This window comes from Zobellella endophytica, from assembly GCF_003012775.1.
Classification (GTDB): Bacteria; Pseudomonadota; Gammaproteobacteria; order Enterobacterales; family Aeromonadaceae; genus Oceanimonas; species Oceanimonas endophytica.
Map to the genome: position 1 here is coordinate 216,666 of NZ_PXYG01000003.1, position 23,669 is coordinate 240,334.

Sequence of the window (23,669 nt, forward strand, 5' to 3'; positions counted from 1 at the left end):
GCTCGCCGTGACGAGCGGTTTCAGCCTGACCGAACATCCAGTGAATGTTCGCAGCAGGCTGAAACAGCGAGTGTCATGTCCTTACGGCGAGTCGGCGGAGTTGGCCCTTTGGTCGATTCATGCCTGTAGAGCAGACGACTTTGTTATCAAGCGGTCTGCCCTTCTTTCAGGCCGCCTTGTCCGCCAGCAGGTGACCGGCGTCGAAGCCCAGGATCAGCGAGCCCCAGTGCTGGCCCTTGACGTAGAGCGGAATGGACAGATCGTTGATCACCTCGCCGGTGTTGCGGATATAGCTCTGCAGCAGGAAGGGCTTCTGGTGGTTGCAGCGCCGCCGCTCCTGGCGGCTCTGGTTGTAGAGCCGGCGATGGCGGCAGTGGATATTGTCCCGCTCCGGATCACCGCTCAGGGGCTGGGAGTCCTTGCCGTGATGTACCGGGATATAGCCCTTGGTGTCCACCCCCACCACGTAGATAAACTCCGGATGTTCCTTGATAAAGCGGTCGTAGAGCGGCTGCAGCTCGCCTTCCACCGCCGTCACGTACCCGGTCATGAACTGGGCCGGCACCTGGCCCGGATTGACCGGCCGGTAGTTCTGGTCGAACAGGTTGACACCCTCGTCCTGGAGCCGCCCCAGCAGGGTGCCCACCTCTTGCGCCCATTGGGTGCCCAGCCGGGTGATGCGCTCGAAATCCCCCTGTCCCACGATAAACTGCGACAGCAGCTCCAGGGTGGCGTCGGTGGCGCTTTCCAGCGACGAAGAAAAATCCCGGGACCGGGTCATGTTGTCCTTCATGGTGACGGAGAGCCCGGCGATGGACTCCACATGCTGGTGTGATTCCTTATTGGTGTAGGAGAGCTCGTCCAGGGCGGCGGAAATGGTGGTCAACTGCTGGCTCATCTGCTCGAAGTCCGCCACCATGGTGCCGAACTGATCCCGGTTGCGGCTCATGAACCGGTCCGTTTCCAGAATATGCTGGCCGATGGTCTCGGCCCCCTCGCGGGTGCTCTGCACCAGGCTGGTCATCTCGCCGATATTGTGGTGAATTTCCTGGGTCGCCTCCCCGACCTTGCGGGCCAGGTTGCGCACTTCGTCCGCCACCACCGCAAAGCCCCTGCCGGCCTCGCCGGCGCGGGCCGCTTCGATGCTGGCGTTCAGGGCCAGCAGGTTGGTCTGCTCGGAAAAATCCTGCACCAGCCCCAGTATGTTCTGGATATTGCGGGAGTTCTGGCTCAAGGTATGGACCGTCTTGCCGAACTCCCGGGTCAATTGCTCCACGGCCTTGATCTTGTCCACCGCCAGCTGCAGTTCCTCGCTCGACTGGCGTACCTCGGTCAGGTTGTGGCTGGTCTGCTGGCTGATGTCCACGGTATTGGCGGCGATCTCCTCCACCGCCAGGGTCGCCTGCCGGCTGGACTCGAAGATCTGCTGGGCGATCTGCTCCTGGTCGGCGGAGGAATGGCCGGCATGTCCTATCATCTGCCGCAGGCGGGTGGCATTGACGGCGACGCTGATCGAATTCGTCCGGGCTTCGCTGATCATCGCCTTCAGCTTGCCGGAGAAGTCGTTGTAGCTCCTGGCCATGGTGGAGATTTCATCGAAGGTGTAATCGGGCAGGGTCGCCGAGATATCGCCGTTCTTGTCTTTCACCGCCTGCAGCGCCGCGGTGATGTCCCTGATCGGCCGGACAAAAATCTCGCGCATAAAGAACACGATAAAGATGCCTACGGCCAGGGTCAGCAGGGCCCCTCCCAGCAACAGCCAGCGGAACTGCTGCAGGATCTGCGCCGCCCCGGCGGCATCCTCCAACCCGCGCACTTCGTTCGCCAGTTGGGAGAGATGGAACAGGGAAAGGGCGACCAGCAGCAGCGGGGGCAACAGCAGGGCAATGACATTGCCCACTATCTTGCGGGTAAGGGTATACCAGAAGGTCTTTTCTATGGTGCGGTAGAGGTTCATCCTGATGCTCTCGTTGTCGTAAATTCCATTGTGCGGACGGCGGTAATGGTCATCTCAGCTGCAACATACTAAGTCATCTCCGGCACCAGACCACAGTTTCATGTGGAAACTTTGACCTTGTGCACAGCATGGTGATCGACAATGACCAGTTCGGTCAGTTTATCCACCAGAGCGCAGGTGGCCGTCATTGCGCAAAGAACACCGCCAGCCAGATGGTATCCTGCTCCGGGTGGGTCCAGTTGACCCGGTGCCGGCGGTGGGCGGCGATGGTCAGGCAGTCGCCGGGCTCGAGCCTCAGCCGCTCGTCGGGCGCGGCCAGCTCCAGCTCCGCCGCGCCCTGCACCAGCAGCACGAACTCGTGCTCGGCCTGATCGTACCAGAAGCCTTCCGGGGAATGGTGGCCGCGGGACACGATGCGCTCGATACGCACCCAGGCGTTGCCGGCCAGGGCCTGGATCAGCTCCTCGGGCAGCATGGCGGGGATGTCTTGCCGCAGGTTCATCGGCACCTCCTTTCAATGATCACAAAAATGAAACATATATTCGACATCGGGATCGAACCATGATTAACTGCCCCTGATTGTGAACCGGGGAGCCTCCGCCATGAAAGAAAAGGATCTGCTGTTTTTCCAGCCGCTGTGGCGGCGCATCGTCGTCACCCTGTTCTGCGCCGGCTGGGCCGGCTGGGAATGGCTCAATGGCCAGACCCTGTGGGGCCTCATCATCACCGGCGTCACCCTCTACTGTTACTGGACCCTGTTCCATACCTTCGTGCCCATCGAGCGGCAGGACAAGAAAGGCTAGAACACCATATATACGATTTTAAAACTCAGGCTCTGGTTCTCCCTTGGCCGGAGACATCATTGACTCGGTCAAAGGGCACTGCTCCGCCGACACGCTATGAATACCTCCCTGTACGCTCTCTGTTTCATCCCTGAAACAGAAGGTCGGCTGAGCAGTGCCCTTTGTCCCGATGCCGCCTGCTGGCACCCTCCTCAGACGGCGTCGGGGCTTGAAAAGAGACAACAGGGATGGCCTCCGCCGACCGTCACATGCCATGGGTACAAAGCACCGCATACGGCCACCAGTCCATGGGTGCAGAGCACCGGCTAAATTTGCTATGATCCGCGCCCTGTTGCGCCATGCTCACGCCGAGCCTGGGGCGGATACTAGATTGATACAGCGCGCGGCCGGCGCTGGAGGAAACCATGTCTCAGTTTGTTGTTTGTGCCCTCTATAAATTCGTTACCCTGGAACGCCACGAGGCGCTGCGCGGGCCGTTGCTTGCCCTGATGGAAGCCGGGCAGATCCGTGGCACCCTGCTGCTGGCGTCCGAGGGCATCAACGGCACCGTGGCCGGCTCCCGCGCCGCCATCGACCGGCTCAAGGCCTGGTTCGCCGCCGACGACCGTTTTGCCGGCATCGACTACAAGGAATCCCTGAGCGAGGAGCAGCCCTTCTACCGCACCAAGGTCAAACTGAAGAGGGAAATCGTGACGCTGGGGGTCGAGGGCATCGATCCCAAGCGGGTGGTCGGCACCTATGTGGAGCCTCAAGACTGGAACGCGCTGATTTCCGACCCGGAGGTGGTGTTGATCGATACCCGCAACGACTACGAGGTGGATATCGGCACCTTCAGGGGGGCCGTCAATCCCCATACCGAGAGCTTTCGCGAGTTTCCCGACTACGTGAAAAACAACCTGGACCCGGCCAAGCACAAGAAGGTGGCCATGTTCTGCACCGGCGGCATCCGCTGCGAGAAGAGCACCGCCTACCTCAAGGAGCAGGGCTTCGACGAGGTCTATCACCTGCACGGTGGCATCCTCAAGTACCTGGAACAAGTGCCCGAAGAAGACTCCCTGTGGCAGGGCGAATGCTTCGTGTTCGACAACAGGGTGACGGTGGATCACCAGTTGCAGCCGGGCCATTACCAGCTGTGCTCCGCCTGCCGGGCACCGCTGTCCCATGAAGACCTGCAGAGTCCCCACTACCAGCACGGCGTCAGCTGCCCCCGTTGCCACGACCGGCAAACCCCGGAGCAGCGCCGCCGTTATGCCGAGCGCGAGCACCAGCTGCAACTGGCGAATGCACGGGGCGAGGCCCATATCGGCAGCGACGCGGTCGAGGCCGCCAAGCGGCACCGGGCGGAAAAACTGGCCCGCAAGCAGGAGCAGCAGGCCCGCAAGGGCTGAGCGCGGCGGCGCCGTTAACAGACCCAAGCGGTTTGGCGTTGGCTCCCCGGCGAAGGCGGGGGCCCAGGGCGCGACCGGATGGAAGCCGGCTCGATACCGTTTTTCTCCTTGCCCGCCACACGGCGGGGCCCCTTTTGACCAGGAAGCTGTTCGATGCTTTGGATCCCCTTTACCCTGTTTGCCGCACTGATGCAGGCCTGGCGCAACGCCTTCCAGAAGCAGCTGAGCCAGGAGACCGGCGCCACCGCCGTGACCCTGGCGCGCTTCGTGCTGGCCGGGCCCATCGCCGCCCTCTATCTGTGGCTACTCTACCGCTGGCAGCCCCAGCAGCCGCTGCCCGATATCAGCTTCCTTTTCGCCGCCTACATCGTCGCGGCGGCCTTTAGCCAGATCCTGGCCACCGCCCTGATGGTGCGGCTGTTCCAGCTGCGCAACTACGCGGTGGGGGTGGGGCTGGCCAAGAGCGAGGCAATACTGGCGGCGGCCCTGGGGGTGTTCTTTTTCAGCGCCCCGCTCACGTCCCTGGGCTGGCTGGGGGTGCTTGTCGGCGGCCTGGCGGTGTGGCTGTTGAGCGGCCTGCGCCGGGCCGTGGGCAGCCCCGTCCCGCCGGCCACCCTGCTGATGGGTCTGGGCAGCGGCCTGGCCTTCGCCCTCACTTCCCTCTGGGTGCGGGAAGCCAGCCTGGTGCTGGGCCTGCCCTTTCCCTTCGGCGCCGCCTGGGTGCTGCTGCTGGTGATTTCCCTGCAGACCCTGGTGCTGCTGCTCTGGCTGGGGATCAAGGATCCCGCCGGCCTCACCGCCCTCTGGCGCCGGCCGGGGCTGACCTTGCTGATCAGCCTCAGCAGTTGCCTGGGATCCATCGGCTGGTTCAGCGCCATGAGCCTGGAAAGCGTGGCCCTGGTCAAGACCCTGGGCCAGATAGAGGTGCTGTTCACCCTGATGATCTCGGCCTGGTACTTCCGGGAGAAGCTGGCCCGCCAGGATCACTGGGGTCTGCTGCTTATCGTGGTGGCGGCCCTGTGCGTGATGTGGGCCTAGCAGCCCACCCGCCGCCACGCCCGGTGAGAGGCGCCGTTTTGCACCGCCCAGCGCAGCACCCGGGCGAGCGCGTGCACGCCGAGGCGCACACCGTGGCGCTCGAACCCACCCAATTGCCAGCCGCTCATCGCCAGCGCCCAGGGCGGCAGCAGATCCATGCCCGCCTTCATCATCAGTCCCACCAGGGGCCGGGCCGGAAGACTGGGCGCCGGCGCCGCCAGCAGCAGCCGGAAGATCTCGGCGGTGCGCTGGTCAAACACCAGCTCGGGACGCATCCGCTGTAGGTACTGGTCGACATGATGCCGGGTTTTGGGCACGCCTTGCGCTCCCAATGCCTCGGCCACCCGCGCGGCCTCGGCGAAGTAGCGGTCCTGCCCGGCCAGGTTCAGGCCGGGATTGCAGTAGCGCAGGTGGGCCGCCATAAAGCAGCTCACTTCCGCCACGTGCACCCAGGTGAGCAGGCCCGGGTCGTCCGCCGCATAGGGCCTGCCGTCCGCCGCTACCCCCGTCACCCGGCGATGGATGCCCTTTACCCGTTCGATCAGCCGTTCGGCGTCGGCCCGGGGGGCGAAGGTGGTGGCGGCGATAAACTGGCTGGTGCGGCGCAGCCGACCCGGCATGTCCTCCCGGAAACGGGAATGATCCCAGACCCCGGCCAGCGCCAGCGGATGAAGCATCTGCAGCATCAGGGCACCGATACCGCCACACAGCATGGCGGTAAAGTCGCCGTGCACCCGCCAGATCACCGAATCCGGGCCGAACAGGCCGGGATCATTCCTGGGATGCTCGTAGTCGATGTCACCCAGCGCCAGCCCGGTCACCCCCATCACCTGACGCTCGATGCGTTGTCTCAGTGCTTCCATCTCAATCAAAAGGATAACGTTTGAAGGACCACAGCCGTTTGATGCCTTCCAGCAGCAGCAGCCCCACCGCCGTCCAGATGGCGATATAGGTGGCCCATTCGTCGGGGGCTATGGTCTCGCCCAGCAGCAGGGACACCAACACCAGCAGCACTGGCTCCACATAGCCGAGCAGGCCGAACAGCACCAGGGGCAGGCGCCGGCTGGCCAGGATATAGGAGATCAGCGCCAGGGCACTGATGAGCCCCAGCCCCAGCACCAGCCAGGGCAGGGCGGCGCGCTCGGCGAAAGGCGCCAGGGGTGCCCCGGCGGCGAACAGGAAGCCGCAGGCCAGGGGCAGCAGCAACGCCATGTCGAGCCAGAGCCCGCCCAGGTTGTCGTTGCCCAGCCAGCGGCGCCAGACAAAATAGCAAGGATAACCGATGGCCACCACCAGGGTTTCCCAGGAAATACCTCCGGCACGCCACAGCTCGTTGGCCACGCCGGTGGCGGCGCAGGCTACCGCCAGCCACTGCAACCGGCTCGGCCGCTCCCGGTAGACGAAACGGCCGATCAGCACCAGCGCCAGCGGCATCATGAAATAGCCGAGCGACACCGGCAGTCCCCGGCCGTTGAGCGGGGCCCACATAAACAGCCACAGCTGTACCCCCACCAGGGCGGACGACAGCGGCAGTCCGAACCACAGCAGCGGCCGCCGCCTCAGCTGGCCGAGCAGGCCGGTCACCAGCCGCCAGTCGCCGCCGAGCAGCAGGAAGAGGCCCATGCAGGGCAGCGTCAGCAACATGCGCCAGCCGAAGATCTGCTCGCCGTCGAGCGGCCACAGCAGGCTGGCATAGTAATACAGTAGCGCGAACATCACCGACGAAAATACCGACAGCGCAACACCCTTGGTCACTCTGGTTTCCCCCTGCTTCATCGTTATTATCGGATCGGTCGGCAGCTTATCAGCTTTGTACACAAAGATTGAGCTGGCGTTAAAAATAAAAGCAGTGCCGACCACCGGTTGAGCGCTACTACACCAGCAGATACTGCTGTCCGTCCCCGCGAGACTGCCGCAGTCATCATGCTAACCAACCGGCTCCGCCCGGCCATGGGCTGCGGCGACGCCAAAGGGCCGGAAACCGACCCAGGCGGATTTTCCTGTGCCTCGGCCGGCAAAACCGCTATAACTGCAGCTCGTTGAATGACAAGGAAAAAACCGATGCGCCTGCTTTCCCTCGCCCTGCTTGCCCTGTGCCTGGCCGGCTGCGCCGCCGCCCGGGGCGAGCGGCTGGCACTCGAGCCCCTGGCCGACTTTCCCTCCCTCCTGTCGGAAAGCTCCGGCCTGGCCGCCTGGCGGGGCGGCCTGCTCAGCCATAACGACAGCGGCAAGCCGGCCACCCTGTTCGCCCTGAGCGCCGCAGGCAAATCCGTCCGGAGCTGGCCGGTGCCCGCAGGCAATCGCGACTGGGAAGACATCGCCGTGCACGGCGACGACATCTACCTGGCGGATACCGGCAACAACGGCGGCCAGCGCCGGGATCTGGCGGTATACCGGCTGCAGCTGGCGGCAGGCACGCTGCAACTGCGCCAACGCCTGCCGGTGGCCTACGCCGAGCAGGGCAACTTCCGGCCACCCCGCCACCAGCACAACTTCGACGCCGAGGCCCTGGCCTGGGTGGACGGCGAGCTGTGGCTGCTGACCAAGCGCTGGCTGGATGAAGACAGCGCCCTCTATAAGCTGCCGGCAGAGGGCGGCAAGGCGCCGCTCATCGAGCAGCAGCGACTGGCCACCGCCATGCTGGTGACCGGTGCCGATTACGACGCCGCCAGCCAGACCCTGCTGCTGCTCGGCTACAGCCGCCACTGGCTGGACCGACGCGCCTTTCTGTGGCTCTACCCGGTGCGGGACGGCCGGGTCGAAGAAGCGCAAGGACGGCGCTGGCAACTGAGCGAGGGTGGCCAGTTCGAAGGCATCACCCTGGGCGAGGACGGCTTTATCTACCTGAGCCGGGAAGGCGGCGGCAGCAACCTGTTCCGCAGCCGCCAGCCCCTGGCCGAGCTGCTGCCAACGGCCGCACCGGCTCAGCCGCGCCGGTAGCTGCTGATCGAAAAGCGGGGGGCGAAGCCCAGCCGCCGATAGAGCCCCTCCCCGGCGACGGAGGCCTGCAGGGTCAGATAACGGGCCCCCTGCTCCCGGGCCAGGGCCATCAGTTGCAGCATCAGCTCATGGGCGATGCCCTGGCCCCGGAGCTCCGGCACCACCCCCACCTGGTGCATGCCCATCACCTCCCCGGAGTGGTACAGCAGCGCCGTGGCCACCGGTCTGTCCTCCCTGCTTGCCAGCAGCAGGCAGGCCCCGCCCGCCCCGAGCAGGCGACGGACGGTTGCCGCCGCCACCTCGTAGCCGAAGGCCCGGCCGCACAGCACCGCCCACTGCTCCGCCTGGGCGGGCGTCAGTACCCGGCTCAGCCGCAAGCCGCCTTCCGGCCGGCGCCCCTCGCCGTCCATGCGCAGGTGCATGGCCCTCTGCTCCAGCGCCAGGTCGAAGCCCTGGCTTATCAGCGCCCTCTCCAGCACCGAGCCGGCGGTCCAGACCGGCACCATGGCCCTCGGCGGCAGCCGGGCCAGTTCATGCCCCTCGCACAGCGGCTGATGGTCCCAGTCGAACCAGAAACGGTGCGGCCAGCCCCGGCTGGCCTGCAGGCCGGCCATGCCGGCGGGCTCGGAACCCATGGCCCGCCACAGGGCGGTCAGGTTGTCGATATTGGCCTTGTCCAACTGCGTGTCATTCATGCTTTACTCCCGGTTTATCAGGATGACCCCCGCCACCAGCGCCACCGCCCCGAGCAGCTTCAGCGGGGTGAGCGGCCGCACCGGCAGCTCGAACCAGCCGTAGTGACTGACGATCAGCGCCACCGCCAACTGGCCGGTCAGGGCGAAGGACATCATGGGCCCGACGCCCATGCGCGGGATCAGAAAATAGAACAGCCCCACCCCCAAGGCGCTCAGGGCGCCGCCGAACCAGAGGTGGCCCGGCACCGCCTGCAGGGTATCCGGGCCCGGCCAGCTTCGCGGCAGGACCAGGCTGGCCAGCAGGGATACCCCGGCCGCCACACCGAAGGCGATGGTGGTGCCCAGCAGCACATGGCGCAGCTGGACCCCGAGCTGGGCATTGAGACCGGCCTGCACCGCGATGGCGGCGCCCGCCAGCAGGGCCAGTACGGGCAACAGGCTCATGGTCAGTACCGCCGCACCAGTTCGTCGTAGGCCAGGCGCACCTTCGCCAGCCCGGCCTGCGCGTCCTCGGGGTGGCGATAACCCAGGGTACAGATGGCGGTGGTGGCCAGCCCCTGCTCCGCCAGCCCCAGTTCCCGGTCATAGCCGGCCGGATTTATGCCGGTCATGGGACAGCTGTCGATGCCCAGCAGGGCGGCGCCGGCGAGCAGGGTACCGAGGGCGATATAGGCCTGCTGGTGGGCCCATTCCCGCCGCGCCCCCGGAGACTGGGCGGCCAGGAAACTCAGGTAGTGATCGGACATGGCCGACAGCGCGGCGGCGTCGGCCCCGCGCACCTCGGCCAGCCGCGCCAGGTAGCGGGACACCAGCCGCTCATCCGGCCCCACATCGGCGGCCAGCACCAGCAGGTGCGGCGCCTCCACCACCTTGTGCTGCCCCATGGAGTGGGCCAGCAGCCGCCGGCGCAGGGCCGGCGACTCCACCAGCAACAGCCGGTAGGGCTGCAGGCCAAAGGCCGAGGCACTGAGGCCGGTCGCCTCCAGCAGCTGGTGCAAAAGCGCCGGTGCCACCGGCTCCGGTGCGAACCGCTTGACCGAATAACGCCATTGCAGGGCGCTGATAATGTTCATTCGACTTCCTCCCGACAGGCAGGCGAACCCCCATGGCCGCCCGATGTCCGCCAGCATAGGGGGAGCCGGAGCCGGCTTCCTTTACATAGGTTGAGTGCCCTCGATTTTTTTGCGGATGCGGCTGAGCTGGGTGGGCGTGATGCCCAGGTGGGAGGCGATATGGTACAGGGGCAGGCGCCCGGCCAGGGCCGGAAAGTCGCGCAGAAAGCGCAGGTAGCGTTCGGCCGCTTCCTCCTGCACCAGCTCTATCTCGCGGGCGTCCTTGTCCAGCAGCCAGTGATGCTCCAGGTAGTGGATCTGGAACAGGGCGAGATCGTGGTGCAGGTGCAGCAGACGGCGGAAACTCGCGAACGAAATGTCGATGACCACCGCCGCTTCCAGCGCCTCCAAGGTCACCCGCGACGGCTCACCGCGCAGCAGGGCGGTCATGGCTCCGGGAAAGCGTCCTTCCTCGAAGAAGGCCTTGTTGTACTCGTTGCCTTTCTCGTCGAGCACGAAGGCCCGGAACAGCCCCCGGTGAACGAAGGAGAAGTAAGTGGGCGTTTCGCCGGCCCGGCACAGCAGCTCATGCCGGCGCAGCTCCCGGTAGCTACAGGCGGTCTGCAACGCCGCCCAGCTCTGGTCACCGAGCGGGTGGTAACGGTCCAGGGTCCGGCGCAAGGCGGCAAAGGCCTCTGTCTTCAAGGGGATCAAACGGTATGCTCCGGCTAGCCGATGAGTCACGAGTAAGACAGTGTGCGGTGATCGCGGAGCAGAGGCAATCCCTGTTCCCTCTTTCAAGCCCTCCGGCACCGGAGCGGCTATCCCGCCCGGGGCTATCCCGCCGAGCGCAGCGGCACGTCCAGGGACGACGAAGGCGCGGCGCTGTCGATACGGATGCGCACCGCGTCGTGGCGCCAGATCTCCCGGTCGCAATCGATCGGTCGGCCGAACTGATCGTAGTTGATACGGGTCACCGCCAGCACCGGGCTGCCCGGGGCCAGGTTGAGCACCCGGGCCGCCTCGCCCCGGGCCGCGGTGGGGCAGATGTCGAATCGGGAGCGGCCGTACTCCAGCCCGTATTCGCGCCGGTAGAGCTCGGTCAGGGACTGGCTCAGATCCTGGCGCTCTATGCCCGGAAACAGATGTGGGCGCAGGAAGTGGGTCACATAAAGCACGGTCCGGTCGTCGATGCGCCGCGCCCGGCGGATGCAAAACAGCGGGCTGAGCGGCGCCAGCTCCAGCTCGGCCACCAGCTCCGAGGGCGCGACCACTGGCTCGGCGCCCAGCACCCGGGTCTCGGCCCGGCGCCGCTGGGCCTCCACCAGGGCGTGGAAGTGGGAGCGGCTGGCCGGATTGTAGACCAGGCGTGGTCGCGACACGAACCAGCCGCGCCGCTCCTCCCGGTAGATGAGCCCCTCGGCCTCCAGCATGGACAGCGCGTCCTTGAGGGTGATGCGGGTGGTATCGAACAACACGGCCAGCTCCCGCTCGGCGGGCAGCTTGGCCCCGGGCGGGAGGGTACCGGCCACCACCTGCCGGCGCAGGGTCTCGGTGATATGGGCAATCTGGGTTTTGGGAAGCGGCTCCATGACGATGGCCTAGTCCAGCAGACAAGAGCGTCAGTATCGGCCGCCGCCATGACAGCCCGATGACAGGGAAACGGTCACGATATCATCAAAACGGCATCAAACTGCCACCAAACCGTCGCCGTTCTGTCACACAGGCCTCCTAGCATGAGCCTCGAACCTGACCTAGTCCAGAGGATTGCAACTCATGAAACATCTGTTTACCGCAAGTCTGCTTACCCTGGCCCTGGGCACCACCGCCCAGGCCGCCGATATCAGTGAACTGGAAGCCAAGGCCCGGGACGAGGGCCGGCTCAACAGCGTGGGCATGCCCGACTCCTGGGCCAACTGGAAGGACACCTGGCGGGACCTGACCGAACAATACGGCATCCGCCACCAGGACACCGACATGAGCTCGGCCCAGGAGATCGCCAAGTTCGCCGCCGAGAAGGACGACGCCACCGCCGACATCGGCGACGTGGGCGCCGCCTTCGGCCCCATCGCGGTGCAGCAGGGGGTGACCCAACCCTACAAGCCCAGCACCTGGAGCGAGATCCCGGACTGGGCCAAGGACGAGGACGGCCACTGGATGCTGGGCTATACCGGCACCATCGCCTTTATCGTCAACAACGAGCTGGTGACCAGGCCCCCCGTCTCCTGGGCCGAGCTGCGCCAGGGCGACTACAAGGTGGCCCTGGGCGATGTGGGCATCGCCGCCCAGGCCAACAGCGCCGTGCTGGCCGCCGCTTTCGCCCTGGGCGGGGACGAGTCCAACCTCGAGCCGGCCCTGAGCCTGTTCGCCGAGCTGGCCAGACAGGGCCGGCTGTCGCCGGTGGACTTGAACATCGCCAACCTGGAAAAGGGCGAGATCGAGCTGGCGGTGATGTGGGACTTCAACGCCCTCAACTATCGTGACCAAATTGACCGCGCCCGCTTCACCGTGGTGATCCCGAGCGACGGCTCGCTGATCTCCGGCTACGCCACCATCATCAACAAGTACGCCAAGCACCCCAACGCCGCCAAGCTGGCGCGGGAATACATACTGAGCGACGCCGGCCAAATCAACCTGGCCCGGGGCTATGCCCGCCCCATCCGCACCAATGTGGCGCTGCCCGAAGACGTGCAGGCCAAGCTGCTGCCCAACGACATGTACGCCAAGGCCCGCCCCATCGAAAACTTCGACGCCTGGGAGCAGACCACCCGCACCCTGTCCCGGCTGTGGCAGTCCGACGTGCTGCTGCACCAGAAAGGCTGAGCATGAACAAGGTCATACTGGTCCTGATCGACGGTCTGGCCCATGAGGTAGCCCGGGACAGCCTGGGCTACCTGCTGGCCATGAGCGAAGCCGGGCGGGCCACCGGCTACAAGCTGCAGTGCGAGCTGCCGGCAGTGTCCCGCCCCCTGTACGAAACCATCCTCACCGGCACCCGGCCGGTGGATCACGGTGTGGTACACAACCAGGTGGTGCGCCCGAGCCGCGAGCAAAGCATCTTCACCCTGGCCCGCGCCGCCGGGCTAACCACGGCGGCGGCGGCCTACCACTGGGTGAGCGAGCTGTACAACCGCGCGCCCTACCAGGCGGTGCGGGACCGCTTCACCCAGGACGAACACCTGGCCATCCAGTACGGGGTTTTCTACCACCGGGACGACTACCCGGACTGCCACCTGCTGCTGGACGCGGAATGGCTGCGCCGGCGCTTCGATCCGCACTTTCTGCTGATCCACCCGATGAACGTGGACGACGCCGGCCACCGGCACGGCCTGGACTCCGCCCAGTATCGCAACAGCGCCCGCCGCCTCGATCTCTGGCTGGCGGATTACCTGCCGACCTGGCTGGAGCAGGGCTACCAGGTGCTGGTGACCAGCGACCACGGCATGAACCGGGACCAGAGCCACAGCGGCACCCTGCCCGAGGAGCGGGAGGTGCCGCTGTTCGTGCTGGGCGCCGCCTTCAGCCACGACCGCCACGCCCGCCCCCGCCAGCTCGAGCTGTGCGGCACCCTCGCCAGCCTGCTGGGCCTTGCGCACGACAAGCCGGTCTGCGGAGAGTTATTGAAATGAATCAACAAGCTATTTCCGGCAAATTACAAAATACCGACGGCGGCACAGCGACAGCCAGCTCCGATCTCGATGAGCGGACAAAGGGAACGGCTCCGCCGACCGTCTCGTCGGCCAAACCCGCTTCCTGGCGCCGCTTGCTGCCGCTCGCCCTGGGGCTGCCCTTCGCCCTGGTATTCGGCCTGTTCCAGCTCGCCCCCATGGCCTGGGTGTTGATCCACAGCTTCCAGGCCGGCGGCGGCTGGAGCCTGGCCAACTTCGGCCAGATCCTGGGCTCCCCCTACTACCGCCAGTCCTTCGCCAACAGCCTGGATCTGGCGCTCTGGTCCAGCCTGCTGGGGCTGGCCATCGCCCTGGCGGGCACCGCGGCACTGCGCCAGGTGCCGGGCCGGCTGCAGGACGCCGTGGTGGCCTTCACCACCATGGCCAGCAACTTCTCCGGCGTGCCGCTGGCGTTCGCTTTTATCGTGTTGCTGGGCATGAACGGCGCCGCCACCCTGCTGCTGCAGGAACTGGGCCTGTTCGAGGGATTCCACCTCTACTCCCGGGCCGGGCTTATCCTGCTCTACACCTACTTCCAGATCCCGCTGGCGGTGCTGCTGCTCTACCCGGCCTTCGACGCCATCAAGGCCGACTGGCGCGAGGCCGCCGCCCTGCTCGGGGCCGGCCCGCTGCACTACTGGCTGCGGGTGGCGCTACCGGTGCTGAGCCCGGCCCTGCTCGGCACCTTCATCATACTGCTGGCCAACGCCCTCGGCGCCTACGCCAGCACCTATGCGCTGATGACCAGCAACTACAACCTGGTCACCATCCAGATAGCCGGCCTGGTGGCGGGGGACATCTTCCTCGAGCCGCAACTGGCGGCGGCCCTGTCGCTGTTGCTGATGGGGCTGCTGTTACTGGTGACCGCCGTCAACCAATGGCTGATCGCCCGGAGTCGTTATGAATAAGGCTCCCCTGCCCGCCCGGCTGACGCTCTGGATCCTGGTGGCGCTGCTCGCCACCCCCATCCTCATCACCCTGGTGTATTCCCTCTCCGCCCAGTGGGGGGCGCAGATCCTGCCCCGGGGCTTCACCCTGGACTGGTACCAGACGCTCTGGTCCGACGGCCGCTTCCTCGCCGCCTTCGGCCGCTCCCTGCTGGTCTGCGCCGCCGCCCTGGCGCTGAGCCTTCTGCTTATCCTGCCCACCCTGTTCGTGGTGTTCTACTACTTCCCGCGGCTCAAGGGGCTGATGAACCTGCTGATCCTGCTGCCCTTCGCGGTGCCGGCGGTAGTGTCCTCGGTGGGCCTGCTGCAACTCTACGCCGGCGGCCCCCTGCCGCTGGTGGGCACCCCCTGGATACTGGTGTTCAGCTATTTCACCCTCGGCCTGCCCTTTATGTACCGGGCGCTGGCCAACAACCTGGAGGCGGTGAACCTGCCAGACCTGATGGACGCCGCCCACCTGCTGGGTGCCGGTACCGCCCGCGCCTTCTTGCAGGTGGTGCTGCCCAACATCAGGAACGGCCTGCTCAGTGCCCTGTTCCTCGCCTTTTCCTTTTTGTTCGGGGAGTTTGTGTTCGCCAACCTGCTGGTGGGCACCCGCTTCGAGACCCTGCAGGTCTACCTGTACAGCCAACGCACCAACAGCGGCCACTTTACCAGCGCCATGGTGATGTCCTATTTCCTGTTTATCGGCGCCGCCACCTGGCTGGCCCTGCGCCTGCAATCCCGGAGAGCCTGATGTTTTACCTGGAAGTTGCCCACCTCGCCAAGTCCTTCGGCGACACCCCCGTGTTCAGCGATATCAGTTTCGACGTCCGCCAGGGGGAACTCATCACCCTGCTCGGCCCCTCGGGCTGCGGCAAGTCCACCCTGCTGCGCAGCCTGGCGGGGCTGGTGCCCCCGGATACCGGCCAAATCCGGGTGGCGGGGGAAGACATCACCTGGCTCAAACCCCAGCGGCGGGGCATCGGCATGGTGTTCCAGAGCTACGCCCTCTTCCCCAACCTGACGGTGGCCGGCAATATCGCCTTCGGCTTGACGCTGCAAAAACTGGACAGGGGCGAGATCGCCCGCCGGGTGGCGGAGGCGGTGGAGCTGGTGGGCCTGACCGGGCGCGAGCACCACCATCCGGCCCGGCTGTCCGGCGGCCAGCGCCAGCGGGTGGCCCTGGCCCGGGCGCTGGTGGTGCGCCCGCGCATCCTGCTGCTGGACGAGCCGCTCTCCGCCCTCGACGCCCCCATCCGCAAGCGGCTGCGCGAGCAGATCCGCGCCATCCAGCAGCAGCTCGGGCTCACCACCCTGTTCGTGACCCACGATCAGGAAGAGGCGCTGACCCTGTCGGATCGCATCTTCGTGATGAACCAGGGCAGCATCGTGCAGGCCGACACCGCCGAGGCGGTCTACACCCGCCCGGCCAGCGATTTCGTGGCCGGCTTTATGGGCAGCTACAACCTGCTGTCGCCCGATCAGGCCAGGGCCTTGCTCGGACTCGAAATCGGCGGCAAACTGGCCATCCGCCCCGAGTCCATCTACCTGCGTGAACCCGGGCGGGACTACGGCCCGACCATGACGGCCCCGATACCGGCACGGATAGCGCAGCACCAGTTGCTCGGCAACGTGGTCCGCTACCGGGTACAGACGGCGGGTGGCGAACTCATGGTGGACCGGCTCAACCGCGGCGCCCGTGCCCTGTTGCCGGCAGGCAGCCGGGTGGAGTTGTTGTTCGACACCACAGAACTGAACGAGGTGGCCTGATGACCCTGGCGATTTTCGACCTGGACGAGACCCTGATTGCCGGCGATTCCGCCAGCCTGTGGCTGGAATTCCTGGTGCGGCACAAGCTGGCCCCGGCGGCCATACTGGAGCAGGAACGCGCCCTGATGAGCGCCTACTACCAGGGCCGGATGGACATGGACGCCTATATGGCGCTGACCCTGTCCCCCATTCGCCACTGGCAGCCGGCGGATCTGGCCCCGCTGGTGGAGGAATTCATCGAGCAGGACATCGCGCCCATCGTCTACCCCGAGGCCCAGGACCGGCTGGCCTGGCACCGGCGCCTGGGCCACGAGCTGCTGATCATCTCCGCCACCGGCGAACACCTGGTCAGGCCCATCGCCCATTCTTTGGGCGTGAACCACGCCCTCGGTATCCGGCTCGAATGCTGTGACGGTATCTACAACGGCCGCACCCGCGGGGTATACAGCTACCAGGAAGGCAAGATCACCCGGCTGCAGGAGTGGCTGGCCGAGCGGCAATTTTCCCCCGAACTGACCTACGGCTACAGCGACTCGCTCAACGATCTGCCGCTGCTGGAATACGTGGACAGGCCATGCGTGATCAACGGCGGCGACCACCTGACCCGGCTGGCCGCCGAGCGGGGCTGGGCGAGCCTGCACTGGCGGCTGTAAGCCTGCCTATTTAGTTAATCACCCGTTTCCGCTGTCTTTTGATGAGGTGTGAATCGTCAGACAAAGGGCACTACTCCGCCGACACGCGATGAATACCTCCATGTACGCTCTCTGTTTCATCCCTGAAACAAAAGGTCGGCCAAGAGCAGCACCCTTTGTCCTCCTTTACGCTAAGGCAGCGCTTTTGGGTATTACCATCACCCAGCTCAGCGGTCAGGGAGAGGCAAAAGGGAGCGCCTCCGCCGACCGTGACATGCCAGGGATGGCATTTCCGAGCCCCCATGGATGGGTTTATGGCGTGTCGGCGGAGGTGGCCCTGTTGCCTCTTCTCCTCGCAAGATCAGGCAACCGGATGCATGAGTTTGTCCCATCACACGGGCGGACCGCCGATACTCCGCCTTAAAGACAATGCCCAGAGGGAGCTGAACAGCACCCTTTTGTCATCTGGGCTTCATATTACTGCCATACACTGCCGTCCATTATTGCGGTATATGGTGCCCCATGACGGTGTTGACCTGCTTGAGCGATTCCCTCGCTTCCCTGATAGCCCAGCACAGACTGCGGCCCCTGTTCCAGCCCATAGTGGATACCCGCCAGGGGCGAGTTCTAGGCCATGAAGCGCTGATCCGCGGCCCTGCCGGCCACCCGCTCGAATACCCCACGGCGCTGTTCGGCGAAGCCAAGCTGACCGGGCTCTTGTCCGAGCTCGACCTGGCCTGCCGCGAGGCCGCCATCCAGGCCTATTGCCGGCAGCAGATGGACGGCTACCTGTTCATCAACGTCAATCCCAATGTGCTGCTCGACAAGCAACATCCCAGGGGCTGCACCCAACGCCTGATCCGGGAACTGGGCATACCGGCGGAGCGCATCGTGATCGAGCTGTCGGAGCAGTATCCCATCCAGGATCCGGAAGGGCTCAAGGCCGCCGTCGACCGCTACCGGGAGCTGGGCTTTCTGATCGCCATCGACGATCTCGGCGCCGGTTACTCCGGCCTCAAGCTGTGGTCCGAGGTCAGGCCGGATTACGTGAAGATCGACCGCTATTTCATCCAGCACATCCACCAGGATCCGATCAAGCGGGAATTCGTGCAGAGCATCATCACCCTGGCCCGCGGCATGCAGTCCAGGGTGATCGCCGAAGGCATCGAAAGCCGGGAAGAGCTGCAACAGCTGCACAGCATGGGCATCCACTACTGCCAGGGCTACTACCTGGGCCGGCCGGATGCCCGCCCCCTGCACCGGCCGGACAACACCGATGCACTTCATGGCCACCGTACCCTGAGCCGGCACAAGGAAACCGTGGCCATGCTGGCCCGCCCCGGGGTAACGGTGGACATCGGGGAAAAGATCCACGACGTGTTCGACACCCTGCTGGCCGACAGCCGGCTGCTCTCCCTGCCGGTGCTGGACCAGGACGTGCCGGTGGGCATACTGCGGCGGGAAAAAATCATGGAGCTGTTTTCCGGCTCCTACGGCCGGGCCCTGTACGCCAACAAGGACGTGCGCCACGCTATGGAGACCCGGCCGGTGGTGGTGGACTGGCAAACCGCCCTCGAGCAGGCCAGCAGCATGATCACCGATGACGACGACGCCTCGGCCCTGCAGCATTTTATCGTCACCCGCCAGGGCCGCTACTACGGCCTGGCCTCGGTACGCGGTCTGCTGCGCAACATCACCGAGCAGCGCCTGCTGCACGCCCGCTACGCCAACCCGCTGACCCTGCTACCGGGCAACGTGCCCATCTACCGGGAGATCGACGAGGCACTGCAGCAGCAGCGCGACTTCCATGTGGCCTACTTCGACCTGAATCACTTCAAGCCCTACAACGACGTCTACGGCTACGCCCAGGGCGACAAGGTGATCCAGTGGGTGGCCCGGCTGCTGCAGGAAATCATCGTCGGCGCCGGCCAGTTTCTCGGCCATGTGGGGGGCGACGATTTCGTGGCGGTGTTCGGCGCCGACTGCGACTGGCGACGGCTGTGCGACACCATCATCCGGCGCTTCCACCAGGAACTGCCGGGATTCTATACGGCGGAAGATCGGCGGCGGCGGGGCATTATCGCGCACTCGCGCCGCGGAGAGCAGCAGTTCTACCCCCTGCTCGGCATCGCCATCGGCGTGGTCCACCCGGACCCGCAGCGCTGCCAGTGCCACCATGATGTGGCCGCCCTGGCCAGTGAGGCCAAGCACCTGGCCAAGCAGCAGCCCCGCAGCCATTGCCTGTTAAGCCCCAAGAGAACCCCATTCCTGCCCCGGGAAAACACAATATTCGGCCGGGATCGGATAACAAACCACAATAAATGACTATTTATTGACCAATAAAATAGTGAATCCGTCAACCATGTCGGATTTTACTGGATCTTCGTCTAAATTTTACCTTTTCATAACAAAATCATGTTCTCTTTGTGCTAATACTCTATGAGGCATCGGATATTTTATGCCTTTCCGGTACGGATAACGCTACCTGCCCGAGTAATTCAAGAGGAAGTGACATATGACAGGCAAAGGAAAAACAGCACTTTTTGCAGCAGTAACCCTGGCCCTGGGGCTGTCCCAGGCGCAAGCCGCCACCCTGGATTCGGTCAAGGAAAGAGGGGTGCTCAAATGCGGCGTCAACAGTGGCCTGCCCGGCTTCTCCAACCCGGACGACCAGGGGGTATGGAAAGGGCTGGATGTGGATCTGTGCCGGGGCATTTCGGCGGCGGTGTTCAACGATCCGGACAAGGTGCAGTACATTCCGCTCAATGCCAAGGAACGCCTCACCGCCCTGCAGTCCGGCGAAATCGACGTGCTCTCCCGCAACACCACCTGGACGTCCAGCCGCGACACCGATCTGGGCGTCAACTTTACCGGCGTCAACTACTATGACGGCCAGGGGTTCCTGATCAACAAGAACCTCGGCGTGTCCAGCGCCAAGGAGCTGGACGGCGCCGCCATCTGCATCCAGTCCGGCACCACCACCGAGCTGAACGTGGCCGACTACTTCCGCAAGAACGGCATCAGCTACAGCGCCGTGGTATTCGACACCTCCGATCAGACCGCCCAGGGCCTGGAAGCCGGCCGCTGTGACGTGCTGACCTCGGATCTGTCCCAGCTCTACGCCCTGCGCATCAAGCTGTCCAACCCGGACGATGCCGTCGCCCTGCCCGAGGTGATCTCCAAGGAGCCCTTGGGCCCGGCGGTGCGCCAGGGTGACGATCAGTGGTTCAACGTGGTCAAGTGGGTGCACTTCGCCATGGTCAACGCCGAAGAGCTGGGGGTGACCAAGGCCAACGTGGATGAGATGCTGGCCAGCGACAACCCGGATATCCGCCGCCTGCTGGGCCAGGATGCGGACTTCGGCCAGGGCATGGGCCTCGAAAAAGACTGGGCCTACCGCATCATCAAGCAGGTCGGCAACTACGGTGAAATCTTCGAGACCAACGTCGGCCAGGGCTCGGCCCTCAAGATCGACCGCGGCCTCAACGCACTCTGGACCGAAGGCGGCCTGCAGTACGCTCCGCCCGTTCGTTGATGTGCTCCGGGGCTGCGCTGGTCGCAGCCCCTCTTCATTAGGTTGATTGCAAGGATGGCGACCTATGTCCTCACCCCCTGACAAGCAAGCACCCAAGGTGCGATTCTGGCGGGATCCCGCCAAACGGGCCCTGGTATTTCAGCTGATCCTGCTGGCCGTGGTGGGCTGGTGCGTCTGGTTTATCGTCGATAACACCCTGAACAACCTGGCCACCCGGGGCATCACCACCGGCTTCGGCTTCCTCGACGATCCGTCCGGTTTCGCCATCGCCCAGTCGCTGATTTCCTACAGCGAGACCGACACCTATGGCCGCACCTTCGTGGTGGGCCTGCTCAACACCCTGCTGGTGTCATTCATGGGGATTGTCTTCGCCACCATACTGGGTTTTATCATCGGCGTGGCCCGGCTTTCCCCCAACTGGCTGATCAGAAAGCTGGCCTCCGCCTATGTGGAGATATTCCGTAACCTGCCGTTGCTGCTGCAGATGTTCTTCTGGTACTTCGCGGTGTTGCGCACCCTGCCCGGCCCCCGGGACAGCCTCAATGTCAACGACACCTTCTTTCTCAATGTGCGCGGCCTCTACCTGCCCGAGCCCGTGCCCGGAGCCGGTTTCCACTTTATCTGGCTGGCCCTGGCCCTGGCCCTGACGCTGTCGGTATGGCTGTTGCGCTTAAACCGCCGCCGGCAGGAAGCCACCGGCAAGCGGCTGCCCGCCTGGTGGATATCGCTGGCGCTGCTGGTCGGCCTGCCGGGGCTGACCTTTGTGCTGCTCGGCACCCCGCTGGAGTGGAACTACCCGGAGCTGCGCGGCTTCAACTTCCGCGGCGGCATGACCATCATTCCGGAATTCCTGGCGCTGTGGCTGTCGCTCAGCATCTATACCGCCGCCTTTATCGCCGAAATCGTGCGTTCGGGTATCCAGGCTGTGTCCCACGGCCAGACCGAGGCCGCCCACGCCCTGGGCATCAAGGACAGCCTGACCCTGCGGCTGGTGGTGATCCCCCAGGCGATGCGGGTGATCATTCCACCGCTGACCAGCCAGTATCTCAATCTGACCAAGAACTCGTCCCTGGCCACCGCCATCGGCTATCCGGATCTGGTCTCTGTGTTCGCCGGCACCACCCTCAACCAGACCGGTCAGGCCATCGAGGTGATCGCCATCACCATGCTGGTGTACCTGACCATCAGCTTGTCGGTGTCCTGGTTTATGAACTGGTTCAACAGCCGCATGGCCCTGGTGGAGAGATAGGATGCACAAAGATACCCTGATCCCGGCGCGGGACGCGCCGGTCGCCAGCAGCGGCCTGCTCGGCTGGCTGCGGGCCAACCTGTTCTCCGGCCCGGTCAATACCCTGGTGACCCTGGTTGGGGCCTATGCCCTGTACCTGCTGCTGGTGCCGCTGCTCGACTGGGCGCTGGTCAACGCCGACTGGCTCGGCGACGACCGCAGCGCCTGCGTCAGCGGTGGCGCCTGCTGGGTGTTCGTCACCAACCGGCTGCAGCAGTTTACCTACGGTTTCTACCCGGGCGATGAACTCTGGCGCATCAACCTCACCTTCGCGCTGTTCGTGGCGCAACTGCTGTGGCTGGCGCTGCCGAAGCTCCCGGGCAAGATGTGGCTGGCCGCCTTTACGGTGCTGCTGTTCCCCTTTGTCGCCTATGCGCTGCTGTACGGCGGCTGGTTCGGGCTGACCCTGGTTCCCACCCACCAGTGGGGTGGCCTCACCCTGACCCTGATCCTGGCGGTGGTGGGCATTACCGCCGCCCTGCCCATCGGCACCCTGCTGGCCCTGGGCCGGCGCTCCCACATGCCGATAGTGCGCAGCCTGTCGGTGGTGTTCATCGAGTTCTGGCGCGGGGTGCCGCTGATCACCGTGCTGTTCATGTCGTCGGTGATGCTGCCGCTGTTCGTGCCCCAGGAGCTGACCCTCGACAAGCTGCTCAGGGCCATGATCGGCATCATCTTCTTCCAGTCCGCCTATATCGCCGAGGTGGTGCGCGGCGGCCTGCAGGCCATCCCCAAGGGCCAGTACGAGGCGGCCGAAGCACTGGGACTCGGCTACTGGAAAATGATGGGGCTGATCGTGCTGCCCCAGGCCATGAAGCTGATGATACCGGGCATCGTCAACACCTTTATCGCCCTGTTCAAGGACACCAGCCTGGTGCTGATCATCGGCCTGTTCGACCTGCTGGCCATCGTCCAGGCGGGGCTGTCGGATCCCAACTGGCTGGGCTATTCCACCGAGGGTTATGTCTTTGCCGGCCTGGTGTTCTGGGTGTTCTGCTTCGGCATGTCGAAATACAGCCAGTATCTGGAACACAAGTTGTATACCGGGCACAAGAAACGTTAACCCTGGCGGCCGCTTATCAGGAGAAAATGGATGGAACAACAAAGCAGAGAGGCCATGGTCGCCATGCACCAGGTCAACAAGTGGTACGGTGACTTTCATGTGCTGCGCGACATCAACCTCACCGTGACCAAGGGCGAGCGCATCGTGATCTGCGGGCCTTCGGGCTCGGGCAAATCGACCCTGATCCGCTGCATCAACCGGCTGGAGGAACATCAGCAGGGCGATATCATAGTGCGCGGCACCCCGCTCACCAACGACGTCAAGAACATCGAGACCATCCGCCGGGAAGTGGGCATGGTGTTCCAGCACTTCAACCTGTTCCCGCACCTGACGGTGCTGGAAAACTGCACCCTGGCGCTGATCTGGGTGCGCAAGACGCCGCGCCGTCAGGCGGAGGAAATCGCCATGAAGCTGCTGACCCGGGTCAAGATCCAGGAGCAGGCCAAAAAGTATCCCGGCCAGCTCTCCGGCGGCCAGCAGCAGCGGGTGGCCATCGCCCGCAGCCTGTGCATGAACCCGGAGATCATGCTGTTCGACGAGCCCACCTCGGCGCTGGATCCGGAGATGATCAAGGAAGTGCTGGACGTGATGATCGAGCTGGCGGAAGAAGGCATGACCATGATGTGCGTCACCCACGAGATGGGCTTCGCCCGCACCGTGGCGGACCGGGTGATCTTTATGGACGCGGGCCAGATTATCGAGGAGAACGATCCGGAAAACTTCTTCCACCACCCCCAGTCGGAACGGACCCAGCTGTTCCTCAGCCAGATACTGGGGCATTGAACACCAAACGGCACCCGCGGGTGCCGTTGTTTTATGATATTAAGTCCGGTCGCCCCCCCGCTTTTGCCACCAGACAGTCTGGAGGGCACCAAGCGGTAGAAAAATGGGCGGAGCCTCCGTCTGCACGA

Annotated in this window: 24 protein-coding genes; 15 read left to right on the forward strand and 9 right to left on the reverse strand. The window is 64.8% G+C overall.

Annotated elements, in window-relative coordinates; all coding sequences use genetic code 11:
* Window positions 1–166: 166 nt before the first annotated feature.
* Both C7H85_RS10050 and C7H85_RS10055 read right to left on the reverse strand, forming a co-directional pair.
* The gene (locus C7H85_RS10050; protein ID WP_106729576.1) at window positions 167–1,957 is read right to left on the reverse strand and encodes a methyl-accepting chemotaxis protein; all 1,791 of its coding nucleotides are present in this window, start codon (window positions 1,955–1,957) and stop codon (window positions 167–169) included.
* Window positions 1,958–2,141: 184 nt separating this feature from the next.
* The gene (locus tag C7H85_RS10055; protein ID WP_106729577.1) at window positions 2,142–2,459 is read right to left on the reverse strand and encodes a cupin domain-containing protein; all 318 of its coding nucleotides are present in this window, start codon (window positions 2,457–2,459) and stop codon (window positions 2,142–2,144) included.
* Window positions 2,460–2,559: 100 nt separating this feature from the next.
* On the opposite strand from C7H85_RS10055, the gene C7H85_RS10060 reads away from it, so the two are divergent.
* The 3 genes from C7H85_RS10060 to C7H85_RS10070 all read left to right on the forward strand — a co-directional run bounded on the left by C7H85_RS10060 (window position 2,560) and on the right by C7H85_RS10070 (window position 5,186).
* Entirely contained in the window at window positions 2,560–2,760 is a 201-nt protein-coding gene (locus C7H85_RS10060; RefSeq protein WP_106729578.1) for a hypothetical protein, read from the forward strand.
* A gap of 404 nt (window positions 2,761–3,164) precedes the next feature.
* Complete coding sequence (trhO, locus tag C7H85_RS10065) at window positions 3,165–4,148, forward strand: oxygen-dependent tRNA uridine(34) hydroxylase TrhO (protein WP_106729579.1); 984 nt, start codon at window positions 3,165–3,167, stop codon at window positions 4,146–4,148.
* A 153-nt stretch (window positions 4,149–4,301) separates the two neighbouring features.
* A complete protein-coding gene (locus C7H85_RS10070; RefSeq protein WP_106729580.1) occupies window positions 4,302–5,186 on the forward strand; it encodes a DMT family transporter in 885 nt (294 codons plus the stop codon).
* Here the strand turns inward: C7H85_RS10070 and C7H85_RS10075 are convergent.
* On the reverse strand, window positions 5,183–6,049 hold the full coding sequence (locus C7H85_RS10075; protein ID WP_106729581.1) for an oxygenase MpaB family protein: 867 nt from the start codon (window positions 6,047–6,049) through the stop codon (window positions 5,183–5,185). The two genes, C7H85_RS10070 and C7H85_RS10075, sit on opposite strands and share 4 nt — an antisense overlap.
* A 1-nt stretch (window position 6,050) precedes the next feature.
* On the reverse strand, window positions 6,051–6,941 hold the full coding sequence (gene rarD, locus C7H85_RS10080) for an EamA family transporter RarD (RefSeq protein ID WP_106729675.1): 891 nt from the start codon (window positions 6,939–6,941) through the stop codon (window positions 6,051–6,053).
* A 306-nt stretch (window positions 6,942–7,247) separates the two neighbouring features.
* Between rarD and C7H85_RS10085 the strand changes: the two genes are divergently transcribed.
* Window positions 7,248–8,126, forward strand: a complete 879-nt coding sequence (locus C7H85_RS10085) for a hypothetical protein (RefSeq protein WP_106729582.1) — start codon at window positions 7,248–7,250, stop codon at window positions 8,124–8,126.
* Here the strand turns inward: C7H85_RS10085 and C7H85_RS10090 are convergent.
* The 5 genes from C7H85_RS10090 to C7H85_RS10110 all read right to left on the reverse strand — a co-directional run bounded on the left by C7H85_RS10090 (window position 8,111) and on the right by C7H85_RS10110 (window position 11,465).
* Window positions 8,111–8,821: a GNAT family N-acetyltransferase gene (locus tag C7H85_RS10090; protein WP_106729583.1), complete on the reverse strand. Its 711-nt coding sequence runs from the start codon at window positions 8,819–8,821 to the stop codon at window positions 8,111–8,113. The two genes, C7H85_RS10085 and C7H85_RS10090, sit on opposite strands and share 16 nt — an antisense overlap.
* A gap of 3 nt (window positions 8,822–8,824) precedes the next feature.
* Window positions 8,825–9,265 carry a DMT family transporter gene (locus C7H85_RS10095; RefSeq protein ID WP_106729584.1) on the reverse strand — a complete coding sequence of 147 codons (441 nt, stop codon included), beginning with the start codon at window positions 9,263–9,265 and terminating at the stop codon, window positions 8,825–8,827.
* Window positions 9,266–9,267: 2 nt separating this feature from the next.
* The gene (locus C7H85_RS10100) at window positions 9,268–9,894 is read right to left on the reverse strand and encodes an NAD(P)H-dependent oxidoreductase (protein ID WP_106729585.1); all 627 of its coding nucleotides are present in this window, start codon (window positions 9,892–9,894) and stop codon (window positions 9,268–9,270) included.
* Between the two features lie 81 nt (window positions 9,895–9,975).
* Entirely contained in the window at window positions 9,976–10,587 is a 612-nt protein-coding gene (locus C7H85_RS10105; RefSeq protein ID WP_210433618.1) for a Crp/Fnr family transcriptional regulator, read from the reverse strand.
* A gap of 122 nt (window positions 10,588–10,709) precedes the next feature.
* Window positions 10,710–11,465, reverse strand: a complete 756-nt coding sequence (locus C7H85_RS10110) for a UTRA domain-containing protein (RefSeq protein WP_106729586.1) — start codon at window positions 11,463–11,465, stop codon at window positions 10,710–10,712.
* A gap of 184 nt (window positions 11,466–11,649) precedes the next feature.
* On the opposite strand from C7H85_RS10110, the gene C7H85_RS10115 reads away from it, so the two are divergent.
* The 11 genes from C7H85_RS10115 to C7H85_RS10165 all read left to right on the forward strand — a co-directional run bounded on the left by C7H85_RS10115 (window position 11,650) and on the right by C7H85_RS10165 (window position 23,541).
* On the forward strand, window positions 11,650–12,696 hold the full coding sequence (locus C7H85_RS10115; RefSeq protein ID WP_106729587.1) for an ABC transporter substrate-binding protein: 1,047 nt from the start codon (window positions 11,650–11,652) through the stop codon (window positions 12,694–12,696).
* A 2-nt stretch (window positions 12,697–12,698) separates the two neighbouring features.
* A complete protein-coding gene (locus tag C7H85_RS10120; protein WP_106729588.1) occupies window positions 12,699–13,502 on the forward strand; it encodes an alkaline phosphatase family protein in 804 nt (267 codons plus the stop codon).
* The gene (locus C7H85_RS10125; protein ID WP_106729589.1) at window positions 13,499–14,449 is read left to right on the forward strand and encodes an ABC transporter permease; all 951 of its coding nucleotides are present in this window, start codon (window positions 13,499–13,501) and stop codon (window positions 14,447–14,449) included. Before C7H85_RS10120 ends, C7H85_RS10125 begins: the two co-directional genes overlap by 4 nt.
* Entirely contained in the window at window positions 14,442–15,224 is a 783-nt protein-coding gene (locus tag C7H85_RS10130) for an ABC transporter permease (RefSeq protein ID WP_106729590.1), read from the forward strand. Before C7H85_RS10125 ends, C7H85_RS10130 begins: the two co-directional genes overlap by 8 nt.
* Window positions 15,224–16,240, forward strand: a complete 1,017-nt coding sequence (locus C7H85_RS10135; RefSeq protein ID WP_106729591.1) for an ABC transporter ATP-binding protein — start codon at window positions 15,224–15,226, stop codon at window positions 16,238–16,240. The genes C7H85_RS10130 and C7H85_RS10135 overlap by 1 nt, the downstream gene beginning before the upstream one ends.
* Window positions 16,240–16,893 carry an HAD family hydrolase gene (locus tag C7H85_RS10140; RefSeq protein ID WP_106729592.1) on the forward strand — a complete coding sequence of 218 codons (654 nt, stop codon included), beginning with the start codon at window positions 16,240–16,242 and terminating at the stop codon, window positions 16,891–16,893. The genes C7H85_RS10135 and C7H85_RS10140 overlap by 1 nt, the downstream gene beginning before the upstream one ends.
* 519 nt (window positions 16,894–17,412) lie before the next feature.
* The gene (locus C7H85_RS10145; protein WP_245879635.1) at window positions 17,413–19,197 is read left to right on the forward strand and encodes a bifunctional diguanylate cyclase/phosphodiesterase; all 1,785 of its coding nucleotides are present in this window, start codon (window positions 17,413–17,415) and stop codon (window positions 19,195–19,197) included.
* Window positions 19,198–19,387: 190 nt separating this feature from the next.
* Window positions 19,388–20,407: an amino acid ABC transporter substrate-binding protein gene (locus tag C7H85_RS10150; protein ID WP_106729594.1), complete on the forward strand. Its 1,020-nt coding sequence runs from the start codon at window positions 19,388–19,390 to the stop codon at window positions 20,405–20,407.
* 64 nt (window positions 20,408–20,471) lie between these two features.
* Window positions 20,472–21,656, forward strand: coding sequence for an amino acid ABC transporter permease (locus C7H85_RS10155; RefSeq protein ID WP_106729595.1), 1,185 nt, complete (start codon window positions 20,472–20,474; stop codon window positions 21,654–21,656).
* 1 nt (window position 21,657) lies between these two features.
* Window positions 21,658–22,758: an amino acid ABC transporter permease gene (locus C7H85_RS10160; protein ID WP_106729596.1), complete on the forward strand. Its 1,101-nt coding sequence runs from the start codon at window positions 21,658–21,660 to the stop codon at window positions 22,756–22,758.
* Between the two features lie 30 nt (window positions 22,759–22,788).
* Window positions 22,789–23,541: an amino acid ABC transporter ATP-binding protein gene (locus tag C7H85_RS10165; protein ID WP_425445066.1), complete on the forward strand. Its 753-nt coding sequence runs from the start codon at window positions 22,789–22,791 to the stop codon at window positions 23,539–23,541.
* Window positions 23,542–23,669: the final 128 nt, after the last annotated feature.

What these genes read in the sequence shown, in the direction of transcription:
- C7H85_RS10050 (WP_106729576.1), bottom strand. Translation starts at nt 1,957, where the DNA reads ATGAACCTCTACCGCACCATAGAAAAGACCTTCTGGTATACCCTTACC.
- C7H85_RS10055 (WP_106729577.1), bottom strand. Translation starts at nt 2,459, where the DNA reads ATGAACCTGCGGCAAGACATCCCCGCCATGCTGCCCGAGGAGCTGATC.
- C7H85_RS10060 (WP_106729578.1), top strand. Translation starts at nt 2,560, where the DNA reads ATGAAAGAAAAGGATCTGCTGTTTTTCCAGCCGCTGTGGCGGCGCATC.
- trhO (WP_106729579.1), top strand. Translation starts at nt 3,165, where the DNA reads ATGTCTCAGTTTGTTGTTTGTGCCCTCTATAAATTCGTTACCCTGGAA.
- C7H85_RS10070 (WP_106729580.1), top strand. Translation starts at nt 4,302, where the DNA reads ATGCTTTGGATCCCCTTTACCCTGTTTGCCGCACTGATGCAGGCCTGG.
- C7H85_RS10075 (WP_106729581.1), bottom strand. Translation starts at nt 6,049, where the DNA reads ATGGAAGCACTGAGACAACGCATCGAGCGTCAGGTGATGGGGGTGACC.
- C7H85_RS10085 (WP_106729582.1), top strand. Translation starts at nt 7,248, where the DNA reads ATGCGCCTGCTTTCCCTCGCCCTGCTTGCCCTGTGCCTGGCCGGCTGC.
- C7H85_RS10090 (WP_106729583.1), bottom strand. Translation starts at nt 8,821, where the DNA reads ATGAATGACACGCAGTTGGACAAGGCCAATATCGACAACCTGACCGCC.
- C7H85_RS10095 (WP_106729584.1), bottom strand. Translation starts at nt 9,265, where the DNA reads ATGAGCCTGTTGCCCGTACTGGCCCTGCTGGCGGGCGCCGCCATCGCG.
- C7H85_RS10100 (WP_106729585.1), bottom strand. Translation starts at nt 9,894, where the DNA reads ATGAACATTATCAGCGCCCTGCAATGGCGTTATTCGGTCAAGCGGTTC.
- C7H85_RS10110 (WP_106729586.1), bottom strand. Translation starts at nt 11,465, where the DNA reads ATGGAGCCGCTTCCCAAAACCCAGATTGCCCATATCACCGAGACCCTG.
- C7H85_RS10115 (WP_106729587.1), top strand. Translation starts at nt 11,650, where the DNA reads ATGAAACATCTGTTTACCGCAAGTCTGCTTACCCTGGCCCTGGGCACC.
- C7H85_RS10120 (WP_106729588.1), top strand. Translation starts at nt 12,699, where the DNA reads ATGAACAAGGTCATACTGGTCCTGATCGACGGTCTGGCCCATGAGGTA.
- C7H85_RS10125 (WP_106729589.1), top strand. Translation starts at nt 13,499, where the DNA reads ATGAATCAACAAGCTATTTCCGGCAAATTACAAAATACCGACGGCGGC.
- C7H85_RS10130 (WP_106729590.1), top strand. Translation starts at nt 14,442, where the DNA reads ATGAATAAGGCTCCCCTGCCCGCCCGGCTGACGCTCTGGATCCTGGTG.
- C7H85_RS10135 (WP_106729591.1), top strand. Translation starts at nt 15,224, where the DNA reads ATGTTTTACCTGGAAGTTGCCCACCTCGCCAAGTCCTTCGGCGACACC.
- C7H85_RS10140 (WP_106729592.1), top strand. Translation starts at nt 16,240, where the DNA reads ATGACCCTGGCGATTTTCGACCTGGACGAGACCCTGATTGCCGGCGAT.
- C7H85_RS10150 (WP_106729594.1), top strand. Translation starts at nt 19,388, where the DNA reads ATGACAGGCAAAGGAAAAACAGCACTTTTTGCAGCAGTAACCCTGGCC.
- C7H85_RS10155 (WP_106729595.1), top strand. Translation starts at nt 20,472, where the DNA reads ATGTCCTCACCCCCTGACAAGCAAGCACCCAAGGTGCGATTCTGGCGG.
- C7H85_RS10160 (WP_106729596.1), top strand. Translation starts at nt 21,658, where the DNA reads ATGCACAAAGATACCCTGATCCCGGCGCGGGACGCGCCGGTCGCCAGC.
- C7H85_RS10165 (WP_425445066.1), top strand. Translation starts at nt 22,789, where the DNA reads ATGGAACAACAAAGCAGAGAGGCCATGGTCGCCATGCACCAGGTCAAC.